Source organism: Streptomyces diastaticus subsp. diastaticus (assembly GCF_011170125.1).
In the GTDB taxonomy this organism is placed as follows: domain Bacteria; phylum Actinomycetota; class Actinomycetes; order Streptomycetales; family Streptomycetaceae; genus Streptomyces; species Streptomyces diastaticus.
Window position 1 is genome coordinate 771,038 of the sequence record NZ_BLLN01000002.1, and the last position, 11,362, is coordinate 782,399.

General features: G+C 72.2%; 8 protein-coding genes. 4 read left to right on the top strand and 4 right to left on the bottom strand.

Going from position 1 to position 11,362, the window contains the following annotated elements:
• Window positions 1–96: 96 nt before the first annotated feature.
• The gene (locus Sdia_RS05305) at window positions 97–1,923 is read right to left on the bottom strand and encodes an acyl-CoA dehydrogenase (RefSeq protein WP_100455182.1); all 1,827 of its coding nucleotides are present in this window, start codon (window positions 1,921–1,923) and stop codon (window positions 97–99) included.
• Between the two features lie 140 nt (window positions 1,924–2,063).
• Here Sdia_RS05305 and Sdia_RS05310 point away from each other — a divergent pair, with 140 nt between their 5' ends.
• From Sdia_RS05310 to Sdia_RS05320, 3 genes are all read left to right on the top strand, one after another.
• Window positions 2,064–2,558, top strand: coding sequence for an SseB family protein (locus tag Sdia_RS05310; protein WP_100455183.1), 495 nt, complete (start codon window positions 2,064–2,066; stop codon window positions 2,556–2,558).
• Between the two features lie 308 nt (window positions 2,559–2,866).
• Window positions 2,867–3,823 carry a pirin family protein gene (locus Sdia_RS05315; protein ID WP_124287420.1) on the top strand — a complete coding sequence of 319 codons (957 nt, stop codon included), beginning with the start codon at window positions 2,867–2,869 and terminating at the stop codon, window positions 3,821–3,823.
• 785 nt (window positions 3,824–4,608) lie between these two features.
• Complete coding sequence (locus Sdia_RS05320) at window positions 4,609–5,718, top strand: AI-2E family transporter (RefSeq protein WP_164494941.1); 1,110 nt, start codon at window positions 4,609–4,611, stop codon at window positions 5,716–5,718.
• Window positions 5,719–5,774: 56 nt separating this feature from the next.
• Here Sdia_RS05320 and Sdia_RS05325 read toward each other — a convergent pair whose 3' ends face one another.
• A complete protein-coding gene (locus Sdia_RS05325) occupies window positions 5,775–8,108 on the bottom strand; it encodes a SpoIIE family protein phosphatase (RefSeq protein WP_100455186.1) in 2,334 nt (777 codons plus the stop codon).
• A gap of 371 nt (window positions 8,109–8,479) precedes the next feature.
• Here Sdia_RS05325 and aspS point away from each other — a divergent pair, with 371 nt between their 5' ends.
• Window positions 8,480–10,264 (top strand): aspartate--tRNA ligase, encoded by a 1,785-nt coding sequence (aspS, locus tag Sdia_RS05330; RefSeq protein WP_124287418.1) that lies wholly within the window; start codon window positions 8,480–8,482, stop codon window positions 10,262–10,264.
• An 89-nt stretch (window positions 10,265–10,353) separates the two neighbouring features.
• Here aspS and Sdia_RS05335 read toward each other — a convergent pair whose 3' ends face one another.
• Entirely contained in the window at window positions 10,354–10,608 is a 255-nt protein-coding gene (locus tag Sdia_RS05335; protein WP_189500073.1) for a hypothetical protein, read from the bottom strand.
• A gap of 62 nt (window positions 10,609–10,670) precedes the next feature.
• Window positions 10,671–11,222 (bottom strand): GNAT family N-acetyltransferase, encoded by a 552-nt coding sequence (locus Sdia_RS05340; RefSeq protein WP_189500074.1) that lies wholly within the window; start codon window positions 11,220–11,222, stop codon window positions 10,671–10,673.
• Window positions 11,223–11,362 lie beyond the last annotated feature (140 nt).

The following is an 11,362-nucleotide window of genomic DNA, read 5'->3' on the forward strand; positions in this document are numbered from 1 at the left end:
CCGCCCCCCGGAGGGAGCGGGCCTGTACCCGGTACTGCTGCGGCCACGGCACCGCCACGGACCGCGAGGACCGTCAGGCGGCGCCGGCCGGGGCGATCAGAAGGACGCCTCGTCCAGCTCCATGACGTCCAGGTCGACGGCCTCGGCGAGGGCGCGGGCCTGGGCGACACCGGGCAGGACGTTGGCGGCGAAGAACTTCGCGGCCGCGATCTTGCCCTCGTAGAACGCCTTGTCCTTGGCGGAGGCGGTCTCCAGCGCGGCGGCGGCGACGGCGGCCGACTTGACCAGCAGGTAGCCGACGACGACGTCACCGGAGGCCTGGAGCAGGCGCGTGGTGTTGAGGCCGACCTTGTAGATGGACTTGACGTCCTTCTCGGTGCCGGCGAGGTCGGTCAGCATGACGCCGACCAGTGCCTCCAGCTCCACGGCGGCCTTGGCGAGCTGCTCGCGGGCACCGGCGAGGGCCTCGCCGCCGTCGGCCTCGGCGAGGAAGCCCTTGATCTCACCGGCGAGGGTGTTCAGGGCGGCGCCCTGGTTGCGGACGATCTTCCGGAAGAAGAAGTCCTGGCCCTGGATCGCGGTGGTGCCCTCGTAGAGGGTGTCGATCTTGGCGTCCCGGATGTACTGCTCGATCGGGTACTCCTGGAGGTACCCGGAGCCGCCGAAGGTCTGGAGCGACTGCGCGAGCTGCTCGTACGACTTCTCCGAGCCGTAGCCCTTGACGATGGGCAGGAGCAGGTCGTTCAGGGCGTGGTCGGCCGTGGCGTCCTCGCCGCCCGCCTCCTTGACCTGGATGGTGTCCTGCACGGCGGCGGTGTAGAGCACCAGGGTGCGCATGCCCTCGGCGTACGCCTTCTGCGTCATGAGCGAGCGGCGCACGTCGGGGTGGTGGGTGATGGTGACCTTGGGCGCGGTCTTGTCCATGAACTGCGCGAGGTCGGGACCCTGCACGCGCTCCTTGGCGTACTCCAGGGCGTTGAGGTAGCCGGTGGAGAGGGTGGCGATGGCCTTCGTGCCGACCATCATGCGGGCGAACTCGATGATGCGGAACATCTGGCGGATGCCGTCGTGCCTGTCGCCGATGAGCCAGCCCTTGGCGGGGTGCTTGTCGCCGAAGGTCATCTCGCACGTGTTGGAGGCCTTGAGGCCCATCTTGTGCTCGACGTTGGTGGCGTAGACGCCGTTGCGCTCGCCCAGCTCGCCGGTCTCCCAGTCGAACTCGTACTTCGGGACGAGGAAGAGCGAGAGGCCCTTGGTGCCGGGGCCGGCGCCCTCGGGGCGGGCGAGGACGTAGTGGAGGATGTTCTCCGACATGTCGTGCTCACCCGAGGTGATGAAGCGCTTGACACCCTCGATGTGCCAGCTGCCGTCCGCCTGCTCGACGGCCTTGGTGCGGCCGGCGCCGACGTCCGAACCGGCGTCCGGCTCGGTCAGGACCATCGTGGAGCCCCACTGGCGCTCGACGGCGATCTCGGCGGCCTTCTTCTGGACCTCGTTGCCCTCCTCGAAGAGGATGCCGGCGAAGGCCGGGCCGGAGGAGTACATCCAGATGGCGGGGTTGGCACCGAGGATCAGCTCGGCGTGGGCCCAGATCAGGGAGCGGGGCGCGGTGGTGCCGCCGATCTCCTCGGGCAGGCCCAGGCGCCAGTACTCCGACTCCATGAAGGCCTTGTAGGACTTCTTGAAGGACTCGGGGACCGGGGCGGTGTTCGTCTCGGGGTCGAAGACCGGCGGGTTGCGGTCCGCGTCCGCGAAGGAGTCGGCCAGGTCGTTCTCCGCGAGGCGGGCGACCTCCTCCAGGATGCTCTTGGCGGTGTCGACGTCCATCTCCGCGAACGGGCCCGTGCCGTACTGCTTGTCGCGACCGAGCACCTCGAAGAGGTTGAACTCGATGTCGCGGAGGTTCGACTTGTAGTGGCCCATGGCGCAAGGCTCCGTCTGTCTCGGGAGGCAAGATCCTCGATGCAATACCGGGTGGTAACTACCGATGATGCTACCGGTCAGTAATAAGAAGCAACCCCTGACCGCCCATCTGTGACTCGATACTCGTTACCCTTCTGCACATGTACGGCTACGACCAGAACGCGGGCGGACAGCAGCACTACGCTCCGCCCCAGGCGGGCGGCTACGGCGACCCGCAGCAGGCCGGCGGGATCGGCGGGTACGGGCAGCCGCAGCAGCCGCTCTACCCGGAGCCGTCGCCGCCCTCCCTGGCCGAGGCCGTGCGCGCTTTCACCACCGGGGCGATGGGCGCGGAGGACTTCCAGCAGATCTTCGCCACCTCGAAGGTGTACTGCCCCCGGGGTGACAATCCCGGGTTCCTCGCGCTCCACAACACCCAGCAGCCGGTCATCCCCATGTTCACCTCCTTGAAGGAACTTCGCAGGTACGCCGGAAAGGACTCCAAGCACTTCGTGATCACCGGGGCCGAGGTGATCGATCTGCTGCCGACGGGATACGGGTTCGTTCTCGACATGGAGGGTGAGCACCGCATGGTGTTCGACGCCAAGGCTGTCGAGGAGATGGTGGACTTCGCGATGCGGCGGATGTACGGGTAGCGCTGCGCGCTCGGCTCCGGGTCTGCTTCTGGCTTGCCCCGGCGAGGGCTGGGCTCAAACGCCGCCCCCGGAGGTGCGGGAGTCGTCCCGGCGCGGCCGTCCGCCGGTCGCCCGCCTCCGGCCCGGTTCTCCGCCGGGTGCCGGGCGGACTCGGGTTTCCGGGCCGGACACCGATCACCGGTGTCCGGCCCGTTCTGGTGTCCGGGGTGGCTCCGGTGTGCCGGGAATGGTTCCGGGGCGGCGGAGGTTGAGGGTGACAAGTAGTTCATCCTTCAACTACTCTGGTGTTGGCCTAGGAGGTTCCCGCGATGCCCGCTGTGACTGTTGAGAATCCGCTGACCCTGCCCCGAGTGGTCGCCGACGCCGATGCCGTGCAGCGGCCGGTGCTGGCGGTGACGACCGCGCCGAACGGTTTCGAGGGGGAGGGGTTCCCGGTGCGCCGCGCGTTCGCCGGGATCAACTACAAGCACCTGGACCCGTTCATCATGATGGACCAGATGGGTGAGGTGGAATATGCCGCCGGCGAGCCGAAGGGGACTCCCTGGCATCCGCACCGGGGCTTCGAGACGGTCACGTACATCATCGACGGGACCTTCATCCACCAGGACTCCAACGGAGGTGGCGGCACCATCACCAACGGCGACACCCAGTGGATGACCGCCGGGTCGGGGCTGCTGCACATCGAGACGCCGCCGGAGTCGCTCGTCATGTCGGGCGGCCTCTTCCACGGGCTCCAGCTCTGGGTCAACCTGCCCGCCAAGGACAAGATGAAGGACCCGCGCTACCAGGACATCCGAGGCGGCCAGGTCAGGCTTTTGACCACCGCTGACGGCGGCGCGCTGCTGCGCGTCATCGCGGGCGACTTCGACGGACACGAGGGGCCGGGCATCACCCACACCCCGATCACCATGATCCACGCCTCGGTCCGCCCCGGCGCCGAGGTGACCCTGCCCTGGCGCGAGGAGTACAACGGTCTCGCCTACGTCCTCGCCGGGCGCGGCACCGTCGGCACCGACCACCGCCCGGTCCACACCGGACAGACGGCGGTCTTCGGGGCCGGCTCGGCGCTGACCCTGCGGGCCGACGAGAGCCAGGACGCGCACACCCCCGACCTGGAGGTCGTCCTCCTCGGCGGCAAGCCGCTGCGCGAGCCGATGGCGCACTACGGTCCGTTCGTCATGAACACCCGCGCCGAACTCCAGCAGGCCTTCGAGGACTTCCAGGCCGGCCGCCTCGGCACCGTCCCCGCGGTCCACGGCATGTGACCCCCCGGTCCGGCCCCTGAGCGGCCCCCTCCGACGCCCCGCCCCCGGTCGGCGACGCCACCGGGGGACGGGGCGTTCGGTCATTGCCCGGCGTGGCACGGGCGCCCGCGCCGTGGACGGCTTTGCTCCGTTCGAGCCCCCCCATCCTCCACCGGTGTCCCGGTTTCGGCGGCGGTGAGGAAGAGGGCGCGGACAGGAGCGGGGGCGCCGAGCCGGAGAACGGCAGGGCGTCGGCCTCGGCGGGCGCCCCCGCGTCGCCCGGGGAGGCAGGTCGGCCCGAGACCGAACTGCCCGAGTCGTTCCGGCGGGGTTTCGGGGGCCGGGCGAACAGCGGTGCGCGCCGAGGCTCCGCACACCGGTCCGTGAGCGGGGACCACCGCGAAGCCCGTCTCTCCGCACCTCGGTCCGCGCGCCCCGGGCGCCCGGACGCACCCCGCCTCGGGCGGGTGCGCGATCGGCGACGGCCCCATCGGGACCCCGTACGCCAAGAGTGGCGGCGACAGGGCCCCTGTGCGGCACCAGCTACCCGCGCGCGAGCGGGGGTGCCCCTTACCCGCTCACCGCCTCGCTCTCCTGGGAGGTCTCCTGGGAAGGTGCCGACGGCGCTCAGGGGCGGCTGCCCGACGGCACCTTCGAGGCCACGCGGAAGGCGACGGCGGGGGAGACCCGGGCTGGGCACCGCCGACCCGCCCCGCGGGCCGCTCGGAACGCGGAGCCTGACGCCCCGTCACCCGCACGGACTTGTTCCGGGGGACGGGGCGTTCGGTCTGTGGTGGGCTCGGGGGATGAGTGAGCGTCGTGGTGGTGAGGGCGGGGCGGGGGTGCTGCCGGAGGCGGCGGTGCGGGTCGCGGGCTGGTGCGTGGTGGTGCTGCTGGTGACCGGGGTGGCGTGGGTGACGGTGTGGCTGTGCGTGTTGTTCAAGGCGGCCGTCATCCCGGTGCTGCTGGCGCTGCTGGGGACGGCGCTGCTGACCCCGTTGCACCGGCGGCTGCTGGCGATGCGGGTGCAGCGGTCGCTGGCGGCGGGGCTGACCTGTGCGGCGGTGCTGGTGGTGGTGGGCGGGGCGACGTACATCGTGGTGGTGGCGCTGGTCGACTCGGGAGACCAGATCGTCGCGTCGGCGAAGCAGGCGGCGCAGGACGTCGCCGGGTTCTTCGGCGCCGCCGGGACCACGCTGGACGATCTGGCGTCGAACGCGCGAGGGCTGTTCGGGCAGTTCGGCGGGACGGCGGCGTCCGGGGTGATCAGCGGACTCAGTGTGGTGGCGCAGGGCGCTGCCATGGCGGTGCTGGCGGTGCTGCTCGTCTTCTTCTTCGTCCGGGACGGCGACCGGGTCGCGGTGTCGCTGCGCACGATGGCGCCCGGGCCGGTGGGGGAGATGACGGAGGCGATCGGGCGGCGGGCCTACCGGGCCGTCGAGGGGTTCATGCGGGGGACCACCCTGATCGCCCTCATCGACGGGGTCCTCACCACGGTCGGTCTGCTCATCCTCGGGGTGCCGGGCGCGGCCGGGCTGGGGGCGCTGGTCTTCATCGGCGCGTACATCCCCTACCTGGGAGCGTTCGTCTCGGGGGTGCTGGCGGTGCTGGTGGCCCTCGCCGACCGGGGGTTCGCGATCGCGCTCTGGACGCTGCTGGTGATCTTTCTGGTGCAGGTGCTGGAGGCCAACGTGCTCCAGCCGGTGATCCAGAGCCGGACCGTGCAGATGCACCCGGCGGTGGTGCTGGTGGCGATCACGGCCGGTGCGACGGTCGGCGGGATCATCGGTGTGCTGCTCGCGGTGCCGGCCACCGCCGCCGCCTTCGGCATCGTGGCGGAGCTGCGTGAGCGGTACGCGGGCGGGGGCGGCGCCACGGCGGCGCCCGCCGGACCGCCCGGCGAGCCCGCGCCGTAGGAGGCTCCCCGCTCCCCGAGGCCCCGCGGCCCGGGACGCTCGGGGGCACCCGGCGGTCAGAGGTTCTCGGCGGCCTCGGCCAGCCGGTCGAGGGCGGCCTCGTCGAGTTCCGGCACCTCGTCCTCGGCGCTGCCGTCGGAGCCGGGTTCGTGCTCGGCCATCTCGAACCAGATGCACTTCCCGGTGCCCTGCGGGTCGACGCCCCAGGCGTCGGCGAGCAGATCGAGCAGGACCAGCCCGCGGCCCGACGAGGCCAGCTCCCCCGGGGCCCGCTTGTGCGGGAGCGCGTCGCTGGGGTCGGAGACCTCGACGCGCAGGCAGCGCGAGCCGTCGGGCGGCCCGAGGAGTTCGGCGGTGAGCAGCCCGTCGCCCTCCGTGTGGACGAGGACGTTGGTGAGCAGTTCGGAGAGGAGCAGGACCGCCGAGTCGACCTGTTCCTCGTCGGCCCAGTCGTGCATGACGGCCCGCAGTTGCTGGCGGGCCTCGGAGATCCGCCGGCCCTCGTCCTGCCGGATGCTCACCACGGTCCGCCGTCCGGCGGTGACGGGGCCGCCGGTGGCGTGCAGGTCGCGGTGCATCAGGAGCACCGCGATGTCGTCGTCGCGCCGGTCCACCAGCGGCCCGGGGCGGTGGTACGAGGAGGGGCCGTGGACCGCCTGGACGAGCCGGTCGGCGAGGTCCTCCAGGCCGTCGCCGCTGAGCAGGTCGCGGTCGGGGGTGCCCGCGTCCCGGCCCTGCTCCGCCTCGTCGGAGGCCGGGGGACCGGGGCGTTCCATGATCGCGCGGATCCGGTCGAAGCCGGTGGCGAAGTCGTGGCCGCCCGTCTCGATCAGGCCGTCGGTGCACAGCATGATCGTTTCACCCGGTTCGAGGACGATCCGGGTGATGGGGTAGTCGGCGTCCGGGTCGATGCCCAGCGGCAGCCCGCCCGTGGTGGGGCGCAGCAGCACGGTGCCGTCGGGCAGCCGGATGACCGGGTCCGGGTGGCCGGCCCGGGCCACCTCCAGGACGCCGGTCGCCGGGTCGGCCTCGATGTACAGGCAGGTGGCGAAGCGCCACTCGGCGTACTCGTCGACGGGCAGGGCGCCGTCCTCCCCCTTGCCGCGGCCGCCGGACGAGCCGTACGTCCGCGAGCTCATGATCCCGGAGAGGAACCGGGTGGCGCGGGCGAGGACGGCGTCGGGACGGTGGCCCTCGGCGGCGTAGGCGCGCAGGGCGATGCGGAGCTGGCCCATCAGGCCCGCCGCGCGGACGTCGTGGCCCTGGACGTCGCCGATGACGAAGGCGTACCGGTGGCCGCCGCCGGTCTCCTCGCCGTGGGCGGCGCTGGGCAGCGGGATCATGTCGTACCAGTCGCCGCCGACCTGGAGGCCGCCGCCGGTCGGGACGTAGCGGGCGGCGACGCTCATGCCCGGGATGGAGGGGCCGAGCGTCGGCAGCATGGTGCGCTGGAGCCCGTCGGTCAGCTCGCGGGCCGATTCGGCGTCTCCCGCGCGGGAGAGGGCCTGGGCGAGCATCCGGGCGACGGTGGTGAGGACGGAGCGCTCGTCGGGGGTGAAGTAGACCCGGTACGTGAAGGCGGCCATCCAGGCGCCGATGGTGCGGCCGCCCGCCACCAGGGGCAGGAACGCCCAGGACTGCCGGTCGAAGCGGCTGGCCAGGGGCCAGGTCAGGGGGTAGTGCTCGCGGTACTCCCCCGGGGAGGAGAGGTAGACGGCGAGGCCGGTGCGGATCACGTCGGCGGCCGGGTACGAGGTCTCCAGGTCCATGTCGAGGAAGGGCTCCTCGTCGCCGGAGCTCTGCCCGTGGTGGCCGACCACGGTGAGCTTGTCGCCCTCGACGCCGAAGACGGCGAGGCCGTCCGGGGAGAAGCCCGGCATGGACAGGCCCGCGGCGACCCGCAGCACCTCGTCGGTGGAGCGGGCCTCCGCCAGCGCGCGGCCCGCGTCCAGCAGGAACGCCTCGCGGGAGCGGCGCCAGTCGCCGGTGACGGCGGCCCGGGAGCCCGCCGGGGGCTCGCTGACCTCCTGGAGGGTCCCGGTGAGCAGCACGTCCCGGCGCTCGGGGCCGATCCGCTCCGGCTTGGAGCGGCTGCGTACGGTCCGCAGGACGCGGCCGTCGCCGTCCATGACGCGCAGCCGGACCTCGGCGAGGGTGTTCTCGGTCAGGGCGAGGGAGACGACGCCGTTGATCTCGTTCCAGTCGACGGGGTGGAAGCGGGCGCGCACGACCGTTTCGGGGAGGACCGCGGCCTCTTCGGGCAGGCCGAGCAGGCGGGCGGCCTCCGCGTCGATGGTGACGACGCCTCTCGCGTTGTCCCAGCGCCACAGGCCCGTGGCCACAGCGGCCAGGACGTCCCTCACGTCCGGGAGGGAATCCTCGGTGCGCATTGCCCCACTTTATTCCGCCGGGCCGCACGCGCGACCCGGCCCCTGCTCCGAGCGGGTCCAGGGCGTCCCTCAGCTGGGCGAACGCAAAGGGCCGGGGCCGCAAAGGGCCGGGGCCGCGAAGGGCAGCCCGGCCGGCGATCGAGGCCGGCGCCGCCGCGCACCCGGGACCGCCGCCTCGCCAACCTCGGCCCGGCCGGCGCCCGAAGCCGTCCGTGACCCCGAGGGAGCGCCCGCGCGGCGCCCGGCAGAGCGGGCGCGCCCCGGCCCCGGGCCCCCCAGGGATATCCCGACGAAGGGCCCAGCCCCGAGCGGTAACCTGGGTCCGGGCTGAGTCACCCCGAACCCCACCTCCGAAGACTGGATGAACGACGATGCACCGGTACAGGTCCCACACCTGCGGCGAGCTCCGCGCCTCTGACGTCGGCTCCGACGTCCGGCTGAGCGGCTGGCTGCACAATCGCCGAGACCTGGGCGGCATCCTCTTCATCGATCTGCGCGACCACTACGGCATCACGCAGCTCGTCGCCCGCCCGGGCACCCCCGCCGCCGAGACCCTGGACAAGCTCTCCAAGGAGACCGTGGTCCGGGTCGACGGCCGGGTCGTCTCGCGCGGCGCCGAGAACGTCAACCCGGAGCTGCCCACCGGCGAGGTCGAGATCGAGGTCTCCGAGGTCGAGGTGCTCGGCGAGGCCGGTCCGCTGCCCTTCACCATCAACGCCGAGGACGGGGTGAACGAGGAGCGCCGCCTGGAGTACCGCTTCCTCGATCTGCGCCGCGAGCGCATGCACCGCAACATCATGCTGCGCACCGCCGTGATCTCGGCGATCCGCCACAAGATGACGGCTCTGGGCTTCAACGAGATGGCGACCCCGATCCTCGCCGCGACCTCTCCCGAGGGCGCCCGCGACTTCGTCGTCCCCTCCCGCCTGAACCCGGGCAAGTTCTACGCGCTGCCGCAGGCCCCGCAGCAGTTCAAGCAGCTTCTGATGATCTCCGGCTTCGACCGGTACTTCCAGATCGCGCCCTGCTTCCGCGACGAGGACGCCCGCGCCGACCGTTCGCCGGGCGAGTTCTACCAGCTCGACGTCGAGATGAGCTTCGTCGAGCAGGAGGACGTCTTCCGTCCCATCGAGAAGCTGATGACGGATCTGTTCACGGAGTTCGGCGGCGGCCGCGAGGTCACCTCCCCGTTCCCGCGCATCCCGTTCCGCGAGTCGATGCTGAAGTACGGCAACGACAAGCCCGACCTGCGCGCCCAGCTCGAACTGGTCGACATCACCGACGTCTTCGCCGACTCCGGTTTCAAGGCGTTCGCCGGCAAGCACGTCCGCGCGCTGCCGGTGCCGGACACCGCCGGGCAGTCCCGCAAGTTCTTCGACGGCCTCGGTGACTACGCCGTCGAGCAGGGCGCCAAGGGCCTCGCCTGGGTCCGCGTCGGCGACGACGGCGCCCTGTCCGGCCCGATCGCCAAGTTCCTCACCGAGGACGACGTCGCGGTCCTCACCGAGCGCCTCGGCCTCAAGCCGGGCCACGCGGTCTTCTTCGGGGCCGGCGAGTTCGACGAGGTCTCCAAGATCATGTCGGCCGTCCGCGTGGAGGCCGCCAAGCGCTCCGGCCACTTCGAGGAGAACGTCTTCCGTTTCTGCTGGATCGTCGACTTCCCGATGTACGAGAAGGACGAGGAGACCGGCAGGATCGAGTTCTCCCACAACCCCTTCTCGATGCCCCAGGGCGGCATGGAGGACCTGGAGGAGAAGGACCCGCTCGACATCCTGGCGTGGCAGTACGACATCGTCTGCAACGGCATCGAGCTCTCCTCCGGCGCCATCCGGAACCACGAGCCCGAGGTCATGCTCAAGGCCTTCGAGATCGCCGGTTACGAGCGGGAGACCGTCGAGCGCGAGTTCGCGGGCATGCTCCGCGCCTTCCGTCTCGGCGCCCCGCCGCACGGCGGCATCGCCCCGGGCGTCGACCGCATCGTGATGCTCCTCGCCGACGAGCCCAACATCCGCGAGACCATCGCCTTCCCGCTCAACGGCAACGCCCAGGACCTGATGATGGGCGCCCCGACCGAGCTGGAGGAGTCCCGCCTGCGCGAGCTGAACATCCAGCTCCGCAAGCCGGTCGCCGACAAGGCCAAGGACAAGGACAAGTAGTCCCCTCGCCCGCACGCGCGACAGGGCCCGGCCTCCCCTCGGGGAGACCGGGCCCTGTCGCGTACGTACGGGGCGGGCCGGGGCCGGGGTCAGGCCGCCGGGGCCGGGCCGGAGCCCCGGGTGATCTGGTGGCAGCTGCGGCACTCCAGGCTGCCGTTGAGGGCGTCGTCGGTGGTGAGCACCCGGGTCCGCTTCGAACCGCAGTGCACGCACTGGCCGGGCGTGCCCCGCGCGACCCGGTGGGCGGTGAGCCAGGCCGGGCCCTTGCTGTCGAGGCGGGCCAGAAGGACGACCGCGCCGACGACGAGGACGAGCGGCACGGCGACGGTGAGACCGGTGACCAAGGGGACCTCGCGGTGGCGGGAGCCGGTGACGGAGCGGCCCCGGGGCCGCGGGCGGCATCCTGTCAGCCCGCGAACTCCCTGGCCAGCATGGCGTACACGTACTCGCTGCCCCAGGTGCCGGTGGCCGGGTTGACGTCGCTGTCGACCAGGTACGCCTCGCGGCGCATGCCGAGCCGTTCGCAGACGCGCCAGGAGGGCTTGTTGTCGGCGTCGAGCCGGGCGTAGACCCGGTGCACCTTGAGCGGGCCGAAGGCGGCCGCCAGGACGGCCCGGGCCGCCTCGGTGGCGTAGCCGTGGCCGGCGTACTCCGGCGCGAAGACCCAGCCGATCTCCGCCTGCGCGGCGAGCGCGGAGCGGAGCTGGAGACCCGTCTCGCCGATCACCTGCCCGCGCAGGCAGACCGCGAGCCACAGGTCGGCCCCGGTGGTGCCCCACTCCGGGGACTCGACGCTGCGCGCGATGAGCTTCGCGCACCCCTCCCGGTCCAGCGGCGGCCGGTACAGGTACCGCGCCACGTCCTCCCGCCGCTGGTAGGCGTGGAGCGCGTCGGTGTCCTCCGCCCGGAACGGCCGCAGCACCAGCCGCTCGGTCCGTATCGGCATCTCCACGGGCACCCACTCCCCAGCTCGCTCGGACGTGCAGCTTAGGCGCGGGCCGGTGGCCGGGGCGAGCGGATTCGCCCTCGCCGGGACACCGGGGGCGGGCGGGCCGGAGCAGCGGCGGCCGGCCCGGCCGGGCCGTGCGCCACGTCATC

What these genes read in the sequence shown, in the direction of transcription:
- Sdia_RS05305 (WP_100455182.1), bottom strand. Translation starts at nt 1,923, where the DNA reads ATGGGCCACTACAAGTCGAACCTCCGCGACATCGAGTTCAACCTCTTC.
- Sdia_RS05310 (WP_100455183.1), top strand. Translation starts at nt 2,064, where the DNA reads ATGTACGGCTACGACCAGAACGCGGGCGGACAGCAGCACTACGCTCCG.
- Sdia_RS05315 (WP_124287420.1), top strand. Translation starts at nt 2,867, where the DNA reads ATGCCCGCTGTGACTGTTGAGAATCCGCTGACCCTGCCCCGAGTGGTC.
- Sdia_RS05320 (WP_164494941.1), top strand. Translation starts at nt 4,609, where the DNA reads ATGAGTGAGCGTCGTGGTGGTGAGGGCGGGGCGGGGGTGCTGCCGGAG.
- Sdia_RS05325 (WP_100455186.1), bottom strand. Translation starts at nt 8,108, where the DNA reads ATGCGCACCGAGGATTCCCTCCCGGACGTGAGGGACGTCCTGGCCGCT.
- aspS (WP_124287418.1), top strand. Translation starts at nt 8,480, where the DNA reads ATGCACCGGTACAGGTCCCACACCTGCGGCGAGCTCCGCGCCTCTGAC.